The organism is Laceyella sediminis, from assembly GCF_003003125.1.
Classification (GTDB): Bacteria; Bacillota; Bacilli; order Thermoactinomycetales; family Thermoactinomycetaceae; genus Laceyella; species Laceyella tengchongensis.
This window is the reverse complement of sequence record NZ_PVTZ01000015.1, coordinates 1-21,784: the sequence shown is the minus strand read 5'-3', so window position 1 is coordinate 21,784 and position 21,784 is coordinate 1. Positions and strand designations below refer to the sequence as shown.

The window sequence follows — 21,784 nt, the reverse complement described above, 5'->3', positions numbered from 1 at the left end:
AATCAGTATATAACCTTTGAAACGGAGCCGATCACTTTGAGTCTAATCGTGATTTGGGGAGATGAAAGCAGTCAGAATGCTCACAAATACATGGTGTTGGGCACAATCTGGCAACGTGCGGACACTTACGAAGCGTTAGAGGCAGAAGTTGCTCGCATGCGGCGGCAACTCGGATTTGAACGCGAGTTTCACTGGAATGAAATGAAAAAAACCCATCGAGATGCATATATTGCTTTCATCGATTTGTTTATCAAGCACATGAGGCAAGGGAACTTAAAGTTTCGAGCCCTCATTGTAGATATGACGGACAAAAAAAACGTAAAAACCGGCGACAACAAAGAAACGCATTTTTACAAAATGTTTTTTTGGTTGATCTATAAATGGTTGGCTCCTGAACATCATTATGACATCTTTTTGGATCGCAAAAGCAATTCCGTACCCGGAAGGTTGCAGGATTTGGAATATTATCTGAACCGCAAAATGGCCGCCGACTATATCAAGCTTATTCAGCAGACCTCAGGGGCCAAGGAGAAGCAAACCATTGCCTATCCCTTGATTGTGGTACGTCGCGTCGAATCGCGGGACGGCACCCAAACGCCTTTGCAAATGGCTGATGTCCTGGCCGGGGCAATCGCCTATGTCCGCAACGGACACTACGAAAAAGCCGTCGCCAACCGTTCGCGCAATCCCAAACGGGCCGTGGTCGACCATCTCGAGGCGCAGCTCGGCTTCTCGCTCAAAGACTGCCATGCCCGCAATGAACATCAAGGGTTTAACCTCTTTTGCTTCAAAAGATAAAATAACGGCGCCCCATTCCCTATCCTGTGCCAGGGTGTTGGACCCGCACATCGATTTCCGCACGACCGAAAAGTCATGGTTTCGGGAGATGGTGGCGCCGACGCTCCAGTATATGCACTCAGTAATTTTATTATACGTCAATTCCAAACCGTTTCAAAACGATTTTTCTGCAAGCAACGTTGAACGGGTGTATTTACTTAGCCTCTCACTGATCCGTTAATGTTCTTATTGGAATACCTAAACCTTAATTCTAACGAATGAAATAATCTATAGCTCTTCAAGTAGAAGTAGATTCAAGATATTTGTCTCCGTCGATGTTAAAAGGTAATTCTGCTGAAAACGACTTTCAAACACTTCTTCTAAAGCATCACTTTTAAATGTAATAAAGGGAATATTTTTATAATCTCCTGAGATTGGAGTCACTGATGTAACATCTGTAAATGTACGTGTTAGACCGTAAAGAGCCTCTAAAAATGTTTCTTCAACATCATATGGCTTATAGTCCTTCAAAGATTCAAACATCGTGAAAGCTAGTACAGGAAACGCCACATATCGTTTTTCATCACGAGAATATTCCACATATGCATTCGGAAGTCTTCCTTGTTTGTCACGCTCATACTTCAATAATTCAAGGATATGAACCAGTTTTTTTCGTAGATCATCCGTAATATCTTCTTTCATAGCCCGTTCAATTATTTTCATGAGGCGTACATTATGCTCTCTCTTATTCACAAGAAATGTAACTCGTTCGCTGATAAAATCATCCGTACGAAATATAAGCATACCGTTTGAAAAAAGAAAAGGATGAAATGGCTGAAACTCTATCAATTGGGACAAGTTTTGACGAGCACGTTTCAAAAACTGTGGGTAGATATTTTTCGCATCATATCCTGGTCGAAAAATTTGTTCATTCGTCTGTACTCTCATGCTACCAAATGCAGAATCAAATTCTTGTTTAAATTCATGAAGCAATTTGAAACGTTCCTCACCTGTCAGTTCTTTTCCAATTAGTTTTATGCTGTCTGCTACATCCTGTATCAGACTGGATTTTACTGGCGAAATCCCTCTTCCTCCAAGTGGTACAACACTATATGATCGCGTTCCAATTTCGGCCTTTCCAAAGATGCGGCTCACCAAACAAGTACGTACTAATGTCAGAAACGATAACAAATGGATTAAAGTTTTACTTTTGTGCCATTCTTCATCAGTATCCTTATGAACATATGTATCTACAATAAAAAACTCGATGCTTTTATTTTTTGTTGTATCCCATTCTGTACTGCCTCTCATCCGATAATAGAGTTGAACCTGTTCCATCAGTTCTCTCTCGATACTAAACGATTGTAACACGGCAAAAATTTTTGTTGCTCTTTTAAACGAAATACCCCGAGACGCCGAGCTTGTCATAAACACACATCGTACATGATTGGTTGCCTCAAGTGCTTGTGCCCTTCCTTTCATTGTCAATTGAGACGTAATTGCCATATAGTGCTTGTACTCCACAGCTTCTTCTCCAAAAACATCACTATATCGTTGTTTAAATTCGTTTTTCAACTTTTCAATCCGGTTAATGTTTTGAATATAGACAATCACTTGTTCTTCCTGGTTGGCAGACAAATATTCAAACACGCGCTGTAAGATAACTTTATCTTGCTCCTCCGATAGATTCCTTTCTTGGTCAAGCCGCTCCCTCCCAGGTTGCCTTCCAGAAAAATACTCTTCCTCTGATATCCCCTGAACACAAATGTGATACATAAGATTTAATTCCTTTGCCGGATAGGAATTTGTATTCACAAGCCAACCATTAAGGGGCACTGTTCCGGGTACTGAAACTTCCTTAGCTTGAATTGATAAACTTTGTTCCTCTCCACTTGTGATATATATTTTGGGATGATCAAATCGAGCTTTTGAAGCTAGGCATTGCTGCATAATCGTCTCATTCGTAATAGAGGCATCCGCTACAATGAGCTTCAAATTCCACTTTGCTTGTCTTTCCGGATCTAGTTTTAAATAAATATGATCAAAAAGCCACGTTTTCAATAATCTATAAAGTTCTGCTCCTTCATCTGTCCCGGTAATTTCATCTATCATGACCCAACAAACTGGATACCTTTCCACAAATCGATCAAAAGCTTCAGGATCAAGTCGAACACCCATCTCTTCAGAGTAACGTATAAATGGGAACAACTTCTGTATGTGGTGCATAGTGGTTCCGTCTTTTGTACTTTTTAACGCTTGAATGGCAAATGTCCCAATGATCTTCCTTATATTTGGGTTTTCCATTTGCTCCTGGATTCCTTCACACAACCTCTTTAACACGCCACCAGTTTTGATTCGAATATCTTCTACAAATTCGTTATCTCCTGTTGTTCGAAAACCAATTGCCTCCTTTTCATAATAGCGGATTCGATTTTTCGGAAGATATGTTAATTTAGGGCTTGATTGTAATCGGTCTAGAGAATTGATAAAAACATTCACAACATTCACAGGTACACCATTTATTACTTGCTCATCTGTTGAATTGGTACTCAGTGCTACTAGATCGTCAGCAAATAAGCGATTTCCTTCTGAAAACTTTAGCAGTATATCATCATTTACTGTTCTTCTACAGCTCGTGTACAAAAACAAAAATCGTTCATGCTTTTTCAACTCGTTTGCAATCACTGTTGTTTTTCCGATACCAGGATTACCTGTCAAGTAAAGGATATGCTGATTAGCATTCAGCCCCTTCTTTACACACGAGGCGTGATCATCCCTAAATGTTTCTCCCTCTTCATATTTACCAGCCGTATTTTGAAAGTCTACAATACGGTCAGTGATAACAAAATACCCCTTCCCTTCCTTCACAAACTCAGACAATGCTTTGCGATCCATGTTTGTATTATGAATCATGTTTTTAAGTAATATTTCTTTAGCTGCTCGAGGTATAATCTTTCTATCCGAATCAGACCATGAACAATGACCAGCCACATATTCTTCATTGCATCGTTTTAATAAGACTCCCTCGTTTGAATGAATCCAATGGTTCAGTGATAGAGTAAAGTTTATGATAGAGTAATCATAATCGACCATACCCATAATGGAAACATCACAGTTTCCCTCTGATATCTTTGCCGTTTCTGTCATAAACCGTAAAAATGAATAGGCATAAGATCCTGCTTGTACTACTTTTCCCAATGTTTTATCCTTCACAATACTAGCGTATTGTAGTAGCAAAGAATCAAGATGAATGTTTTCAATGCCTGATGTATTCATTGACAAGTGGCTAAATTTCGTTTTCCTACCTAAGTCACTTCGTATTTGCTGTAAACTCTTTAAGAGGCTTTGAGGGTCAAAAATCCCTTCTAAACGATGGATGTTCAAGCTAGTATCAATGATCAGCAAAAAACACCGTTTCCTCTGTCTCAATAAAACAATGCTATCTGCTCTCAGGAAATGCCCCTTTTTCTGATAGTATTCGATCTCCCCCTCTTCCATCTCATAGTCAAAAGCTTGTTTAATATCGTGTATCACTGCTTGCCTAACTTCTTCCTTATGAATACTTCGATTTAAAGGGTCCATGACATTAATCTGAAAATAAACCACCTCCGTTTTAATCAGTTTATTAAGAGGAAGCGATTGAATGTAATGCCTCATTGTATGCTGACCTTGCAAAAAACCGAAGAAAAAAATATTTTCAATATTTTTCTGTATTTCTTCAAAAACCGCTTCATCTGTAATGTTATTCTTTTTTAGAAATGAAACGACAAAGCGTGAAAAGCGCTGCTCTGGACTTGCCAACCAATCGGTCAAACGTTGCTGTAAACCGGAGTTCATCTTCAACTTCTTGCTGGATTGTAATTGGACTAAGGCCGAAAAAAGCCCGATGTTATATCCATACTCATATACGAATCCATAATCGTAACGATAAGTTGCTTTCATCTTTCCTAGACGTGTTTTAACGCCCTGCTACCTCCTTTTAGGCAAATACCTTTGTATGAAGATATGCAAAGTAGGCAATCATGTTCATCTCATAAGTTTTTTCTCCCCAAGTTATATCTAGCAGGGATTTTTTTGCTATTCCATCATCCCCCAATAGTCGGCTGTATGGGTTTACTTTTATCGTGATATTGTAATTCGACTCAAACCTACTTGTGTGTAAAAGCAATAATGCCCGAATAAGGTTAGGTTTAATGCCCTCTGGGTCAATGAGGGCTAATTGAATTTTGTTGTTAAGCAAATCGTCATTGTATAAACGATTCAACGTCTGGTAAGTAATGAGACTATTGTACACATGACGTTGTTCGTTTCCTTTTAATCCGTTGCCACTATAGAGTTGCAAAATAGGGATAATACCTTCGTGATCTTCATAAAGGCTTCTTTGAATATGACTGGTGTCATCCACAAAAAGTGCTACTTTTCCGCTTTGTCTACCCAAACGTGCTTCGTACGCGCGCGTAAGAGTAAAATGCATAGGGTATACTGCCATATCTTTTGCAACATACAATGATTCAATCAATTCTTGATTCATGAAATATAACTCTTTTTGGTCGTCTTTTTTATCTAGAAATTTCGTGGTATATGGAGTTTTTGCGATATATAAGATATGTTTATATCCCTCGTTATACAACGTTTGCACCATACCAACTAATACATCAGATTGTTGATAGACTGTCTCATTGTCATGATCAAAGAATGTACCAAAGCGCCGGAAAATACTTGCTTTCCCTTTACTGTCTACTACATAAACTTCACCGAAAACTCCAGTTCGATATTGATCGCTTTTCTTATGATCGTCCGACCTCATAGAAGTAATAACAACAATCGCGATTTTGGGAATTTCTATTGGAACATCCAATATAAATTTCTTTGGGACATTTGCATACATTGAGTATAGTGTATTAGCGACTATATATGGTTTTGTTTCAAATCCAAAATCAAATCCTTGAGAGCCTGTGTTATGGTTCATTCCAAATAAAAACTCTAATTCTTTTGCAAATTGCCGGATATACGTATCCATACTGAGATATTCTTTCCTTTTATCTTTTTTTACATGATAATGCCAAAAAGCAATAAACAAATGTTTTCCCTTGTCCCCTATCTGTTTCGTGTATGCAGCCAAAAACAGATAGACTAAGAGCTTATAAGTGAATAAAAAGATGAACCGATTCACAGGCGTTTTGAAATTATCATTATCATACGTGGGAAATGGAATACATACTTTTTTTAGATCTGGGCAACGTTTCGTAAAATTAACTACTTGCTTCTCCAAACTCCCTGTTGTTGTATCGTATGGCAAAAACATGACTGCTAAGGTTTCGTCTTGTTTCCCGACTTCATATTTAAATTGAACCTTTTCCTGATGTTGTGTCGAGCATAAAAAAGTATTACTAAATTCAATTTCGTATTCAAAACTAAACAAACTATCTTCTAAGATTTCCTTTGTTAGAATTATATATTTGTAATTGTGAGTATCCAACTCATTTCGTAATAGGCTGGATCGGTTCGGATCAAATAACTTTGGTGCTAAAATGCTTTTTAGAAATGTCAAACGTCGTTTATACGTTTGAGTTGATATGTTTTTTTGTATTTGATTCAATTTGGGATCTAAACACAAACGAAGCATCTTCCGAACCTCATCTAATTGTTGCTGAATTTGTTTAATAGCATATTGATTGTCAAGTAAGGTTTTTGCCAATTTGCAATACCACTTATATACATCCTCTTGTTTAGGACTACCACTATACCCAGCTATATAATCCAAATCCTCCATTAACACTAAAGAGGGATCATATGTTTCATCTTCAAGATGAAGCAAAAAGTATTTGAGTAGTACTATATGTATAGTTCCGTACCAAAATCGATTTGCCATCTCTCTATGATTTTGAAAATAATCTTTTTCTCCACCGTGATTAACAAGTGAATTTATCTTCTCGATGTGATAAAGAAACGATTGTTTTCCCTGGCCTTCAAGAACCTTTGCATTTTGCACCTCTCCATTTAGCTTCAATGAAATCCCATATTGTTCTATGTTTTTATCCCCATTGTGTGTTGCGACCATGATTTGAGAAAGTATCCCAACAAAAGGCAAAAAATTATATACGTCTTTATTACGAAATGTATTTAAAATATCACGTGTTTCTCCCAAAAAATCCAATGGTGAAAACCTTATCTCTTTTAAAAACTGCGTGCAAAGGTCTTCAAATTGTTCATATCTCTCTGTATACCGTTTTAGCCACTTGACTGCTTTTTTATGATTTTTCATGAATTCAGAGGTCATGTTTTTTGTTAAATAGTCCAAATACAAAAAAGCCGAAGCTCGCTTTACAGCGGCAAAGCGATTTGCTTTTATAAATGAGTAAATTTCATCAGCTATAACTCCTTCGGAGCGAATTTCGTGAATGATATCTTCCTTAATAAAATCATCCATTTGGGAGGTTGATTGAATGTAGCGAATCAATGACTGTTTGATTGACTCCATTAAAGAGTCGACCTTATAGCTGATTTTTACATTATCATGGCGAAGAATATTTTTCTGACCGATAGAATCAAATGCATTATATTCCAATTTTCCAAAGGAAGCCTGTTTTACTTGATTCTGCAATCTTACTGAAAAAGCTCTTGTGTCTTGCTTTGGCCTTTCTTGCGTAAGAATCTCACCTAACTGATTTGTACTAGGATAGATTTCTTTTGTTTCCAGTAACTCTTTCATCTGATCCATCAATTTTTGTAAATCATTATGTTCTTGTTCTTTGTCCTGAAAGTTGAGCGTTACCTTGTTTTTATATATCGCTGTCTCATCTATATTCATCTCTGTGAAAAATTGATTAGACAATTTCGGTTTTAATTCTTTAACCACTTCTATGCATAAAGAATGCAAGTTATTCGCAAAGAAAACATCCCCATATTTCTGATATACTTTAAGTTCAGGAATTTTTTTGCTTATTGCATCATAAAGCACCTTGTAGCTAACGGCACTAAGAGGATTTTTCTTATCATTCAATTCATTGGCCATGGATACAACCCTCCAATATTTATGTCAATAGTCGCCAATTATATAGGAGTTCAAGAAGTAAAATAGTATAAGATTGTATTAACGAAATACCAACAAGAAATTTAACCGCATTCACAGGGATGTACATACTCTATGTTAGCTAATATGCAATATTAGCATCTTTATTTCGATCTGCTTCTCAAATTTCCTTTATTTTTTTACCAAAAAAGTTTATTTTCCAACTGGTCATATAATTATATGTCACAAAAAGTTGCCTCAATGAGGATAGAGATTTTACTGCCGATTTCAGATGATTATGTATAGATATCGATTTTGATTGCAAAGGTTCTTTAAGTCCGTTTGACATACAGAACCTGAAGTGTAATACTATAAAAAATACTAAAAGGTATCAATTGGCTCAATTATGATTGATTTGATTGTTTTTTTGGTTTTGGTATCAGGCGATCCCATAGAGAAAAATTAAATTATACTTAAAGCCCCAACTAATCATTTATCAGACTAAACAATATTTAGACAATCTTATTAGAACATGGAGGTAACGAATGAGAATTAAAGATCTGCGAATAAGCAACTTTCGTAATTTCAAAGATGAAATACGAATCGTACCGCAAAAAATTAATGGCCACGATATCGTAGTGCTCATTGGGGAAAACAATGCTGGTAAATCCAATGTGTTGTCAATTTTGCATATGCTCTTTAATCCAGAGAGATCAATCAGAACATTGGAATTTGAGGAAACGGACTTTTATGACTTAAACAAGCCCATTAAAGTAGAAGTTGTACTGGAGGATCTTAGCGAAGAGCTCTGCGCAGAGTTTATTGGTCTGGTCGATGCCGAGCAAGTGGGAGGACAAAACAAATATTCTCTCCCGCTTAAATTTTCCGTTATTTATGACAAAAACACACGGGAAGCTGAGCCGTCGTTGGTATATGCACGCCAGCCAGATCGTTTAGTTTCGTTTGGGGAGAAGAAACTCATCTCGTTCTTTTTTCAGGATGCAATGCGCGATTACAGGGCTATCAAACCCAATAAAGGTAGCTTATTCGGTCGTATCTTAAATCAAATCAATCTTACTGCGCAGGAGGAAGCTATATTATCCAAACTCGATGAAGCGAGTGATTCCTTAAAAAATAACCCTGAAATTGTGGAATTCACAAATGTTGTTGCTGACATCACCAAGCAAATAATAGACTTGCCAAGGATCGATGATCTTTTGCGCCTTACCATTGCGACATCAACTGCTGTGGATTTAAAAAAATACATTCAAATGCAACTTAAACATCACGCAGCTGACAAATACCTCGATGTTGATCAACTTGGTTTAGGGCTTCAAAGCGTACTTACGGTCAGCATATTTAGAGCCTTTGCAGGCATTGGAAAATTACGGGAAGGGATATTTGCCATTGATGAACCTGAATCTCACCTTTATCCGCATACCCAGCGCAAAATGTACAGGGAAATCTTGCAATTATCCCGCACAAGGCAAGTGTTTGTTGCCACTCATTCGCCCTCGTTAATTGAGCTTATTAATCCAAGGCAAATCTGTTTAATTCGAAAGGATGCACAAGGAACATCAACCAGCGTGCAATTGCCCCAGAATTTCCCCGAAGAGTTTGTATCCTCTTACGAAAAACACCTTGACGTTGGAAAAGCGGATGCTTTTTTTTCCAAAGCGGTCTTGTTGACAGAAGGGCCAACAGAGCAAGGGTTATTTCCTGAATTGGGACTTTCTCTTATTTATAAGGACAGTAACTATGACTTGGATCGTATTGGTGTATCCGTGATTAACGCTGGTGGAAAAACAAACATAAAAGCATTTATCAGGCTTTTAGATAATTTCGGTATCCCATGTGTCACCGTGATTGATTACGATTCCAAGGATATAAACCACGAAAAAGAGTTGAAGGAAATCAAAGAGATCTGTTCCAATGTTTATGAATTACCACGGAAACCTAATATGGGAGACATTGAGGGATATGTTTGTGACAATGTACCGATTGATAAGTTGATAACGTTCTTGGAGGAAGTACTTTCTCCAGAAAGGAAAGAAAATCTTTTTTCAGATCTCAAAGGGGCAATAAAAAAAGCTGATGTGGAGAAGTCCAATGAGCTACGTGATATGCGAAAAAACAACAAAAGTTTGGAGGAAGCGATTCCAATATTAAATGAAGTTATTACCCATACCTCTGAGGTTGAGTCTAAAATAAGAGAGACTTTGGCGAATTCTTTTCGAAAAATAAAGGGTAGGACAACAGGAAGACTGATCGGAGAGAGGTTCAGTGATCATTTTACTGAAAAATTTATCGAAAACACACTCGACGCCGTTATACAGCTAGCGGGATATTGGGATGGTATTGAAGGAGAGTAAGAAAGATGAAAAGTCTTGAGGGATTAAACGAAGAGCAAATTGAAGCGGTAGAAACAATAGACCGAAATACCATGGTTTTCGCGGGTCCGGGTACAGGGAAAACCCGTATTATAACCCAAAGAATCGCCTATTTGTTCGAAAGAGACTTAGTTCCACCATCTCGGAAGGTACTAGCAATAACGTTTACCAATAAAGCAGCAAACGAGATGAGATCAAGAGTGCAAAATCTCGGAATCGACAGTCGTCGTATTCGTTTGGGAACATTTCACAATTTATGCCAATCCGTGCTTAGGGCATATGGAGATAAAATAGAGGTTTCGCGGGATTTTACTTTTGTGTCTCCTGCACAAAGGAGTAAGCTAATCCTTTCTGTTTTAAGGAATAATAATGTAAGAAATATGAAAGAAAACGTATTCGCTAACTGGATTAGCAAATTGAAGAATTCATCTGTTGATTATGGAGAATATTTAAGGAAAACCGAAAAAACAAAAACCATAGGTCTTACGTCCGCCGCAGTCGAGTATGAGACGCGTTTGCGCGAAAATAATATGATTGACTTTGATGACGCTATATTACTTACGGTAACACTACTAAAAAATCATTCCGAACTGTTATGGTTATATCATAACGCCTTCCCTTATCTGCTGATTGACGAGATGCAGGACACCAATCGTATGCAACTTGAGCTTATTCGCTTATTAGGCGAAAGTGCAAGAAATGTAATGGCTGTAGCGGACGACGATCAATCCATATACGGCTGGCGGGGCGCTCTTCCGACAGTTATTCGTGAATACATCGAGCAGTTAAATGCACATAGTATTACACTGGTTCGGAATTATCGCTCGCCTCAGATTATCTTGGACGCGGCAAACTCGCTAATAGAGCACAACGATAAAAGGGAAAAAAAGACTCTTATAGGCCGTGAGACAGAGCCTGGTGACTGTTTGGAGATAAAAGACTTTACCACAGCCATCCAAGAAGCTGAATGGGTGGCTGATAAGATAAAAGAGATTCACAAGGAGGGAATTGAATATAAGAAAATAATTGTACTTTATCGAAGCAGGCACTCTGGACTTAAGATTATCGATGATGTGTTTATCCAAAAAAAGATACCGTTCCGTCATTTCGGAAAGAATTTCAACAAGGTGGAGCTCTTTTCTGATCTGATAAAGGAATCATTAAAATTGATAGTAGAGCCTTCAAATGACTTGATTCTGGAGTCGATTCTGGAGTCGCTGATCCCTCGCTATTCAAAGCTTTACCGCTCTAATAAAACGGTAAATCATTACGAGGAGCTTATTGAGGGTAAGTTGTCGGTTACAAAGCTTGCCGAAATCACACCAGAGGATGACATGGATGACGCGGTAAAGCAGTTTGCGAAATTCTGTGCAGGGTACAATCACACACAAAGCTATCTCAAGATATATAATGATTTGTACGACTTATTGAAGATTAGTACCTTGCTTTTGCTTGAAAAGAACGACGCTTTTGAACAAAGTAGGCATCTAGAATTGTTGAAAGAGAAAATGATAAAATCTCGAGCGAGAAACATCATCGATTTGATTGGCGAGCTTGATCTCCAAGATGAATCTAACTATATAGAAAATTCGATTGATGAAGTTGGCATTTCCACGTTCCACGCGGCCAAGGGTTTGGAATATAAGGCTGTGTTTATTATTGCCCTAGAGGACGACATTGTTCCCGCAAGGTATGATGAGGCTGAAGAGAGGCGTGGACTTTATGTCGCAATGACTCGTTCAGAAAGCAAATTGTACATGTCTTATGCACAGCAACGCGACAGACAAAGAAAACAACCAAGTCGCTTTTTTGAAGAAATAGATGTAAAGAGATTTGCCCACAAAATCCGCTGAATATGTGCTTGATGATGAATAACTATAAGGGTGTAATATATTATACTTGATTGTCATTGAAGTTTTTACACGACAAAAATAACTAGCTTAATTTGCCGAAAATATTATATCTTACTTCCCTTATTTTGATTCTCGAATAATATCTTGGCATTAACACTGTTATTCCACAAAGGTTCATGCTCTACCTCAGCATCCGATCTAATTTTTGTCATTTTAGGGCGCACTATTTATTTAAATGAAACACAATTATCTAGAATTATGGTATTCATTAAAGAATTGTACGTGACTTAAGCCAGTACTAAAACTGTCATGCCACTAACATAAACTCGTAATGCTGGCCGAGGCTCTCTACTGCCATAGGGAGCCTTTTTCAATTGTTTACTAGGGCAAACTATCCGCAAGTTCTTTTACTCCTTCGATTTCATCCACATTCCCTGTGCGATCACTGACTTGATTAACCCACCCCGTGTTTTTCCCCTATAAGCCGCAACTCATCCAATATCTGGCGTAGATGTCCTGTCAATTGTGAATCCCCCCTTTCAACCAAAACCTGACAACCAACAAATCGTTGACATTTACATATAATCATTTTACTATGGCATAAGGAAATCGACACGAAGTTAGTATGCATGTAAAAACGGAATAATGAAGATCGTCTTCTTATCAAGAGAGGCGGAGGGACTGGCCCTGGGAAACCTCGGCAACGGACTCTTCACATGGAGAGTGCTGTGCCAAATCCAGCAAGCGATTAGCTTGGCAGATAAGAAGAGTGTGCTTATAACAACCATAAGACCTCTTCTTCCTGTTGTGTGTAGAAGGGGTCTTTTCAGTTTTCCGTTTCCAACCACAGAAAGGGGTTATAAGCATGAAACAAGCCAATCCATGGGCATTGTTGCCCTTTGCCATATTTCTGGCCTTGTTCGCCGGCGCCGGACTTGTGACCGGGGACTTCACCAAATTCCCCGTGTTGGTCGCCGTCCTGATCGCGTCCGGTGTGGCATTTCTGATGAACCGTTCCTTATCCTTAAACGAAAAAACGGCGCTTTTCTGCCGTGGAGCTGGACACGACAACATTATCTTGATGGTGATCATTTTTCTGCTCTCCGGCGCTTTTTCTGCAGTAGCCAAAGGGATGGGAGCTGTCGACGCTACCGTTAACTTAGCTCTTTCCATTCTACCGCAAAACCTGCTGATCGTCGGTATGTTTGTGATTGCCTGCTTCATCTCCCTGTCGATGGGAACTTCCATGGGAACGATTGTAGCTCTGGCGCCCATCGGTGTCGGCATCAGCGGACAGACAGACATTCCGGTGGCTTTGGCCATTGCAGCTGTGATCGGTGGTGCTATGTTCGGGGATAATTTGTCCGTCATATCCGACACGACGATCGCTGCGGTCAATTCGCAAAACATCAATATGAAAGATAAGTTCAAAGTGAACTTTTTCATCGTGTTGCCCGCCGCACTGGTCACCGTAGCCATCCTCACCTTCTTAACGCTGGGTGGACAAAGCCATGTCACCACCGACCAAGTAGCATGGGTTAAAACATTGCCCTACTTGGCTGTATTGATCGCGGCGTTGGCCGGCGTCAATGTGCTGCTCGTATTGCCGGGCGGGATTGTGTTTGCCGGAGCGATCGGTCTGATGGACGGTTCATACACTGTGATGAGCTTCATCAAAGAGATCGGCAACGGCTTTGCCGGAATGCAAGAACTCTCCATTTTGGTTCTCCTGATCGGGGGCATGGTGGAATTAATCCGTCACTATGGCGGCATTGACTTCTTGTTGCAGGCGATCACCCGCAACATCCGTTCGAAAAAAGGCGCTGAATTCGGCATTGCCGGCTTGGTTTCGGCCACCAATCTGGCCATCGCCAACAATACTATCTCCATCATCATTGCCGGGCCACTGGCCAAAGAAATCGCTGAACGGTATGAGATCGACCGCCGCAAATCAGCCAGCTTGTTGGATATTTTCTCTTGTTGCATCCAGGGCTTGATCCCATATGGCCCACAACTGCTCGTGGCCGCGGGTGTGGCTTCGATCTCCCCGCTGTCCATCTTACAGTACAATGTTTATCCGCTGTTGATCGGCGTCTGCGCAGCGATCTCCATCTTGATCGGCTATCCACGCGCCAAAGAAGCCCAACCCGCTGTACAAAAAACAACATTGCCGGCAAACCAATAATATTTACCCCACCTCATGACAAAGGTGGGGTTTTCTTTTGGTTTGAGCCTTCCTCAATCACCAAAGAAACGCGGCAAATAAGCCCGATGCGCCTCCAACAACTCATCCAAGATCTGCTTGGCGACCGCATCCGAAGGCACCAACGGATTGATGACCATCGCCAACAACGCTGTGCGATAATCTCCTGACACAGCGGCGTCGACAGTGACGCGCTCAAACGATTTGATCTGTTGCACCAATCCGCGGACGGCAACCGGCAACTCACCCATCACGAGTGGGCGTGGACCTTCTCTGGTGATGACGCAACTCACTTCCACCGCTGACTCATCAGGGATGCCGGCAATCGCACCCTGATTGCGGGTGTTAACCACCTGAATGTCCCGCTTATCGGTGTAGATGGAACGCATCAACTGCACCGCCGCTTCACTATAATAGGCACCGCCACGCCCCTCCAATTGCTTCGGTTTGACGTTCAGATTAGGATCTTGGTACAACGCAAACAGTTCATCCTCCAGCCGTTTGACCACCTCCGCCCGGGTGCCGGTTTGTGCTGCTTCTCGCTTCATCGCAGCCAGCATGGTGCGCGGTTGATAATAATACCGATGATAACCGCAAGGAATCACCCCTAGCGCTTCCACAAACTCCGGCACCCACTCGACACCAGTCAATTGCCGGATCATCTGTCCATCTTCGCCACGCCCGGCCAGCATAGCAATCACCCGGCTAGAAATGTCTTCTCCATCAAGGGCGGTCTTTAAACCGTAGGACATGTGATTCAAACCGGCGAAGTCGATGCGCACCCGTGCTGGCTCCACATTGAGCGCCGCGGCGATCCCTCTGCTGATGCTGATCGGGCCGTTGCACAAGCCGATCACTTTGTTGATCCGGCTATGCCGCAACACCGCTTCTGTCACAATCCCCGCCGGATTGGTAAAGTTGATCAGCCAAGCCTCCGGACACAATTCCTCCATCTCTTCGCAAATGTCCAGGATTACCGGAATGGTGCGCAAGGCTTTAAACAGACCGCCGGGCCCATTGGTCTCTTGTCCGATCACATCATATTTTAAAGGAATCGTTTCATCTTTGATCCGTGCCGCCAACCCGCCCACCCGAAACTGGGTGATGACGAAAGCAGCTTCTTTGAGTGCCGCTTGGCGATCCAATGTCCAATGAATCGTTATTGGCGCTCCCGCTTTGGACACCATGCGCTGGGCTAGACGCCCAATAATAGTAAGCTTTTCTTTCCCTTCTTCCACATCTACCAGCCAAACCTCGTTCACCGGCAACTCATGTTGCCCCTTGATGAGCCCATCAATCAGCTCCGGCGTGTAGCTTGAACCCCCGCCGATTACCGCGATCTTCAGCCCATTACGCATACAGCAGCATCCCCTTTCATCCGCTTCATATTTCTTCTCAGAGTCATCCCACTTGCCTTTGGCCAACCAACTAAATTAATCAATCTTACAATCTATTCAAATAATAGATAAATTTAATTATTTGATATAAAATTAAATATATTACGATATCAGCAATTTTTTTAGGGGGGTGAGAAGCCAAGTTTTCAATACACCTAACAACACCACTATGCCCGCAGGCTACTGCATGAAGAAGTCGTAAATAAGCTGTAAAAACTTTTTTGATCGGCTCCAAAACCACTTTCTCATTCGCTTCACGTATGACGAGGCGCTCCTCGAGAAAAGGTTTTTCCGCCGCTTCTTCCCTGCCAACTTGCTTTGCCAGACACACTCCAGTGTTTCATCACCGTGAATCCACATCAGAGAGAGGGAACATCATGAGAAAAAATAGGTTCAAATGGCTGTCGCTGTCAACCGCCGTCTTGCTGTGCGCGTCCGTCCTCACCATCATGGGCGGCGGCCAATCTTCGGTTACGGCGAATGAATCAAACCCGCACCAAAAACGGGTTGTTGTCAAACTCAAAGATCACCTCGTCCCATCCTATCAAGATGGCGTGGAAAAAGCGATCCGTGCGAAAGATAAAACCAATTCCCTGCCCAACTTGAAAATGGAGCGCTTGTTCCGTTCCATCGAGCCGAACCGCTTGCACAACATGATCCATGCCAAGCAGGCGCGACCCGATCTGATGCAATATTATGCGGTAACGGTTCCCAAAGGGATGGATGCCGAGCAATTAGCCAAGCAGTATGAACGTTCTTCCTTGGTGGAATTGGCTTATGTCGAAGGCACCCCAGTGCAACCGCCGGCAGTCACTCCCCAAGACGACCCTCGCTCGGGCAACCAAGGATATCTGAAACCAGCCCCGGAAGGAATAGACGCTCATTTCGCTTGGACCAAAGCCGGCGGGGACGGCAGTGGCATCACTTTTGTCGATTTGGAGCAAGGGTGGGAATTGAACCACGAAGATCTGGCAGCCAAAAGAATCCAGCTGATCTCCGGGGTGAACAAAGCGTACCACAGCCATGGCACTGCCGTGCTGGGTGAAGTGGTGGCGGTGGATAATACCCTCGGCGATATCGGCATCACCCCCAACGCCACGGCCAAAGTCGTGTCACAGTGGCGCACCCAATCCACATACAGCACTGCGGACGCTATTTTGAGCGCGGTCAATACCATGAAGCCAGGCGATGTGCTGCTGTTGGAAGCTCAAACAACCGCGCCGGGCTACAATACGTATTTGCCCGTGGAAGTGGAGCCGGCTGTCTTTGACGCCATTCGCACGGGAACGGATCGAGGCATCACGATCGTAGAAGCGGCCGGCAACGGCGCCAACGACTTGGACGCATATAAGGATAGTCAGGGCAAATACGTGTTAAACCGCAACAGTCCCGATTTCCGTGATTCGGGAGCGATCATGGTGGGCGCCGCCAGTTCCGGCACCGTGCATAAACGCTTGTCATTCTCCAACTACGGCAGCCGCATTGATTGCTACGGTTGGGGAGAAAACATTGACACCACTTATGGCAACTTGGGTGAGACCAATCGTTATACCACCAGTTTCAATGGAACTTCCGGTGCTTCACCCATTGTGGCCGGTGCAGCTGTCGCCGTACAAGGAGCCGCTTACGCCAAATATCAGAGTTATTACTCCCCGGCCACCTTGCGGAGTATCCTGAGCAATCCTCAGTTTGGTACGCCATCAGCCAATCCGTCTACTGACAAGATCGGCGTAATGCCTGACTTGAGAAAAATCTTATATTCTTTCTAACTCAATGAATATGACCCCTTAACAAGGGGTGATTAATGACAAACCCCTGGATCTTTTCATGAGAAAAGGGCCAGGGGTTGTATTGATCTTTATTTCAATTCATTACGACAAAAAAGCTGTTGTCCGGTTGACGGATTTGCCTGATGGTTGTAATTCGTTGACAGGCAATTATTCCTTTTTGGCCACCCAAATCGTCCAATAATCTTGTTCGACAATTTCCTGTGTACTGCGATTGCTCAAGCGTTCGCTTATATACTGAACGAGATATTCCAATTCCGGATCTGACAGTTCGTGCAAAATGGACCGACCTGTTCTCGCTAATAGATCGTTCTTTAGTTCTTCAAGATCGGTGTAAGTTTTTCTTGTCTCACATAATGGATGTTCATCAACGGATCGAAAACCCACCTTTAGCAAAGCTTCTTTAACTGCTTTGCCATCATGCCTTCGTTCGGCTTCTATGTCGATAAGTCTTGGGTATACTTCGAAGAAATACCCTCGAATATGATTCTCACTCGGTGGTTGCAATGCATTCTCGATGGTGCGATTCTGTACGATGAAAATGCCGCCGGGTTTCAATAACCTGTAAGTCTCACGGAAACACGATTCCAAGTCCGACAGATGGTGAATGAGTGCCCTTGCCAAGATCACATCATACGTTGAACTTGGCAGGTTCGTATCAAGTGCATCCCCTACGACAAAGGCAATTTGGGGATAGTCCTTGCAGTTTTCTGTGGCGCCTTTGATCATCTCCTTAGAAAAATCAATTCCGGTAACATGTTTTGCGCCCATCTGGGCAAACGCCTTGCAGTAAATCCCGCCACCGCACCCCATATCCAAAACGCGTTTGCCTTTCACATCCACGATATTTTGGATGGTGGATATCCAAGATAAGTAAGCCTGACGTGCAGCATATGTGAAACGGTTGTTCTCAGAATGAAAGTCAATCGGCATGAAATACTCCTCCTCGTGCGGCACAGTATGAAAACACTGACGTAACAGAGTTTATAAGGCTCGCGCCTCCATTTTCTGCGAAAAAAAACAGTTTTCTGACCTTTAAAATACGTTCGTGGTCTAGCATGCCCATGCCCATTCCTTTGGGGTAATGGGAAGCTTTGTATTGCAATGATTTTTGGAGTAATCTATGTGTGATCTATTCTACCTTTGTCAGCAGTCTCACCCCTTAACAAGGGGTCACTTTTTCTTTCCAAGCGGCGCAACCTCACTTCTAACAAACTTCCCGTCTACCAAGATGTGGCTAACATGCTCCTCAAACCCTTGCCCCGTCCGCACCCGCTCGAGCAACGCTGGCGCATGCTCCGGACTCACATTGCGAAACCACGTCCCTTGGGGATATGCGATGACAACACATGCGTCTTGGCAACGCCCATTGCATCTCGTCCGTGACGTGTGTATTTGTTGATCCAGGCCCAAGCGGGAGATTTCCGCACGAATTGCCTGCGTCACCTCTTCCCCTTGCCGTTTCATACAACTTCCGCCATTACAGATCAGGAGATGATGTTGCAGCTCCGAAAAATCCCATGTGCTCACTTAATCACCTTTTTGTATCGACTTAATAAGAATGATTATGATTTAACCAATAATCTCTATCTTTCTTTATATCGCAATTACATTATAACTTTGTAGTGAATTCTATCTCAACAAAACAGGTTCAATTATCATTTACATAGATAGCAGAACAAGTTATGATAGATCTAATTTGACGCGAGTGAAGGCGTGTCAGGCAAATCACGCAGACACATGCAAGCGGCCAACATTGAAGCCGCTCAGCATATTGAACGGGCACACCCTAGTCAGTGTCTCGTCTTGGTTGAGGTGAAATAGAACATGACCACAAAGCCAGTAGAAATCTATATTTTAAGCGGATTTCTGGGCAGCGGCAAAACTACGCTCCTTACCCAGCTGTTGGCCTGGGAAAAAGAGCGTGGCCGCCAGGTGGCCGTATTGATGAATGAGATCGGCAATATCTCCGTCGATTCGCGCCTCCTGCCACAGGACACCCCGTTGAAGGAGTTGTTAAACGGCTGCATCTGTTGCACGATCCAAGCGCAGCTGTCGCATCAACTGCTGAGTTTGTGCCAACAGCATGCGCCTGACGCCATCTATATCGAGGCGACCGGAGCGGCCCATCCTATCGAAGTGTTGGACGCTTGCATCACGCCACTGATGGCTAAGCAGCTCAAAACGTGCAAAATCGTCACCACCTTGGACTTGCCCCGCTGGCGTGACCGGGATCGGCTCAGCGTGCGGGTGAGACGCCTGATGGAGGAGCAGGTGCGGTTTACTGACTTTTTGATCATCAACAAAGCCAGTGATGTCACCGAGAGTGAACGCGAGCGCCTGACTACTGACCTCACCCGCATCAACAGCACCGCGCCCCAGATCGTAACCGATTTTGCGCGATTTGACTTACCGCTCCTTTATGACGCAGTCGGCACACACACCTCGTTTTACCGCACAGAAACACACCAACCGGCGCATGCCGCGGAACACTTGCGCGTACGCGCCTTCTCCTACACATGTGACAAACCGATCGACCGCAACATGTTTGAAGCGTGGCTCCGCACAACGCCAGACACACTATACCGGGCAAAAGGATATCTGCGCTTTCACGATCAGCCCCAGCAAACCATGCTGTTTCAATACGCTTACGGCATGCCGATGTTTACGGAAGAGCCATTTCCCTATCCCAGCACCGTGGTTTTCATCGGCGAAGACTTGCCTGAAACTGAATTAAAAGCACAATTGGCCAAGCTCTAAGGCCAACTTCCAAACGCGGGACACCCTCTGCACAACGCACAAAGGCAGGGCGGGAGTTCTGTCCCGTCCTGCCTTTGTTTTCTTACACGCTTTGCACTAGGTAAACAGGGACTCCAACCGCGCAACCTTCTGGCGAGCCCGGTCCACCCACTGCGGTGCGATATCAGCGGTTTCTGTGGGAAGCGGCTTGCTAAACTGATTGACAAGCGCACTAACCACGCCGCTATCACCGACCGGATCATTGCCGGTGCGAAATTCATGCTTGATGACAAATGGCTTGCCCAAGTCCACCACCGTGTCCTCGCGCCCCATCTCAATGTCGCCTGACACGGCGTACACTGGCACGCGCAAGTAATAACGGTGGCCATGTTCCGCTTCCTCATCTAAGGCATAATCAAAATAACCGTGGTCATATTGATGCCCGCCACCGAGCACAAACCCTTCCGGAGCCAAAATCTGCTCCGCCTTCCCCAGCGTCAGCCGGATGCCCTCAATGGTCGAATCAATCGGTATCATGGATGAGTCTCCTATCTGCGCATATTTCTCATCCTAGTATGCGCGGAAACCGCATGCCTCATCCATCTACTAAAGGAAACATGCCGTTTTAGCTAAAATGTTCTTCTTTGTCAAAGAAACGGTCCAATGCCCACCGGCCACCCCCGGTGAGAAGCAAGGACACCGAGATCGCCAACAGCGCCAGATCAAACTCATATCCAGCCATATCCTCATTTCCCACAAAACCAACAGACCATTTAACGGTCACAATCGCACCCACCATCACGCAGGCAAACAAAAACGCGACCACCCGCGTACCCAGACCGAGAATCATCGCCGCGCCGCCCACCAACTCAATCACGGACACCGCGTACCCCAGGAACCCGGGAAGCCCCATCCCTGCAAACATCCCTGCCACGGCATCCAAGCCCATGGTAAACTTCATAATCCCGTGCACCAGAAACGTCACACCGAGCACAATCCTCAAAATCAACACACTCACTGCTGTATTCAAACGCATGTGATACATCCTTTCTCAAATGGATATAGGACATAAAAAATTCAATTAAATTACTTAATGTAAGTTAGCATAAAATAGTAATAGATGGTTGTCAAGCAAATGGGTTAAACCATCCGCCTGTGGAGGGATGAGCGGTTAATGTCTGACTGTATACAGTGAGAAACCCCGCCGGCTAAAATCCCTCTCCTTATCGTATAACAATTCAGATATTTATGGTTGGATTTATTTTGCAAAGCTCGCTGGGAGGATCTTCTTCTTGGGATCATCTATTGATGCGTGGTGCGATGTAAGTGGTCAGGGAACAGGAAAGTTTTAATACAATTATGGATTTAACTAAACCGTTCGGGGACAAAAGTGATCCAGATAATGATGAGCTATTTCAATACCACTATGATTTCAACTAAACGCATTATCGCCGCATCTTCGCTATCAGAAAAGACCAAATTTCAATACCACTATGGTTTCAACTTAACGGCAAGAAAGCCGAACGTCTGTCTCTTTAGCCCCCTAATGACTTTGGACACTAAGAGTGTAAGTGGATTACACTACTAGTGATGGGGGATGAGAAAAATGAAAAGAAATCGGTACTC

Annotated in this window: 13 protein-coding genes and 1 riboswitch; of the genes, 6 read left to right on the top strand and 7 right to left on the bottom strand. The window is 43.0% G+C overall.

Annotation, left to right across the window (positions count from 1 at the left end; genetic code table 11):
* The first annotated feature begins 36 nt into the window (after positions 1 to 36).
* Positions 37 to 798 (top strand): DUF3800 domain-containing protein, encoded by a 762-nt coding sequence (locus CLV36_RS14625; RefSeq protein WP_146130653.1) that lies wholly within the window; start codon positions 37 to 39, stop codon positions 796 to 798.
* Between the two features lie 267 nt (positions 799 to 1,065).
* Here the strand turns inward: CLV36_RS14625 and CLV36_RS14620 are convergent, their stop codons facing one another.
* Both CLV36_RS14620 and CLV36_RS14615 read right to left on the bottom strand, forming a co-directional pair.
* Positions 1,066 to 4,719, bottom strand: coding sequence for a hypothetical protein (locus CLV36_RS14620; RefSeq protein WP_106343178.1), 3,654 nt, complete (start codon positions 4,717 to 4,719; stop codon positions 1,066 to 1,068).
* Between the two features lie 37 nt (positions 4,720 to 4,756).
* A complete protein-coding gene (locus CLV36_RS14615) occupies positions 4,757 to 7,792 on the bottom strand; it encodes a hypothetical protein (RefSeq protein WP_106343177.1) in 3,036 nt (1,011 codons plus the stop codon).
* A 542-nt stretch (positions 7,793 to 8,334) separates the two neighbouring features.
* Between CLV36_RS14615 and CLV36_RS14610 the strand changes: the two genes are divergently transcribed.
* The 3 genes from CLV36_RS14610 to CLV36_RS14600 all read left to right on the top strand — a co-directional run bounded on the left by CLV36_RS14610 (position 8,335) and on the right by CLV36_RS14600 (position 14,217).
* Positions 8,335 to 10,161, top strand: coding sequence for an ATP-dependent nuclease (locus CLV36_RS14610; protein WP_106343176.1), 1,827 nt, complete (start codon positions 8,335 to 8,337; stop codon positions 10,159 to 10,161).
* Positions 10,162 to 10,166: 5 nt separating this feature from the next.
* A complete protein-coding gene (locus tag CLV36_RS14605) occupies positions 10,167 to 12,032 on the top strand; it encodes an ATP-dependent helicase (protein ID WP_106343175.1) in 1,866 nt (621 codons plus the stop codon).
* A gap of 657 nt (positions 12,033 to 12,689) precedes the next feature.
* Positions 12,690 to 12,799, top strand: a riboswitch (SAM riboswitch).
* Between the two features lie 98 nt (positions 12,800 to 12,897).
* Positions 12,898 to 14,217: a Na+/H+ antiporter NhaC family protein gene (locus CLV36_RS14600; protein ID WP_106343174.1), complete on the top strand. Its 1,320-nt coding sequence runs from the start codon at positions 12,898 to 12,900 to the stop codon at positions 14,215 to 14,217.
* 53 nt (positions 14,218 to 14,270) lie between these two features.
* Here the strand turns inward: CLV36_RS14600 and CLV36_RS14595 are convergent, their stop codons facing one another.
* Positions 14,271 to 15,593, bottom strand: a complete 1,323-nt coding sequence (locus CLV36_RS14595) for a 6-phospho-beta-glucosidase (protein WP_106343173.1) — start codon at positions 15,591 to 15,593, stop codon at positions 14,271 to 14,273.
* A 416-nt stretch (positions 15,594 to 16,009) separates the two neighbouring features.
* On the opposite strand from CLV36_RS14595, the gene CLV36_RS14590 reads away from it, so the two are divergent.
* Positions 16,010 to 17,401 (top strand): S8 family peptidase, encoded by a 1,392-nt coding sequence (locus CLV36_RS14590; protein WP_181353084.1) that lies wholly within the window; start codon positions 16,010 to 16,012, stop codon positions 17,399 to 17,401.
* A gap of 168 nt (positions 17,402 to 17,569) precedes the next feature.
* Here the strand turns inward: CLV36_RS14590 and CLV36_RS14585 are convergent, their stop codons facing one another.
* Together CLV36_RS14585 and CLV36_RS14580 are read right to left on the bottom strand one after the other, a co-directional pair.
* Entirely contained in the window at positions 17,570 to 18,352 is a 783-nt protein-coding gene (locus CLV36_RS14585) for a class I SAM-dependent methyltransferase (RefSeq protein ID WP_106343171.1), read from the bottom strand.
* A 240-nt stretch (positions 18,353 to 18,592) separates the two neighbouring features.
* A complete protein-coding gene (locus CLV36_RS14580; RefSeq protein WP_106343170.1) occupies positions 18,593 to 18,949 on the bottom strand; it encodes a (2Fe-2S) ferredoxin domain-containing protein in 357 nt (118 codons plus the stop codon).
* A 297-nt stretch (positions 18,950 to 19,246) separates the two neighbouring features.
* Here CLV36_RS14580 and CLV36_RS14575 point away from each other — a divergent pair, with 297 nt between their 5' ends.
* Positions 19,247 to 20,179, top strand: a complete 933-nt coding sequence (locus tag CLV36_RS14575) for a CobW family GTP-binding protein (protein ID WP_106343169.1) — start codon at positions 19,247 to 19,249, stop codon at positions 20,177 to 20,179.
* Positions 20,180 to 20,275: 96 nt separating this feature from the next.
* Here CLV36_RS14575 and CLV36_RS14570 read toward each other — a convergent pair whose 3' ends face one another.
* Together CLV36_RS14570 and CLV36_RS14565 are read right to left on the bottom strand one after the other, a co-directional pair.
* Positions 20,276 to 20,695, bottom strand: a complete 420-nt coding sequence (locus tag CLV36_RS14570) for a YugN family protein (protein WP_106343168.1) — start codon at positions 20,693 to 20,695, stop codon at positions 20,276 to 20,278.
* Between the two features lie 88 nt (positions 20,696 to 20,783).
* The gene (locus tag CLV36_RS14565) at positions 20,784 to 21,194 is read right to left on the bottom strand and encodes a DoxX family protein (protein ID WP_054096114.1); all 411 of its coding nucleotides are present in this window, start codon (positions 21,192 to 21,194) and stop codon (positions 20,784 to 20,786) included.
* Positions 21,195 to 21,784 lie beyond the last annotated feature (590 nt).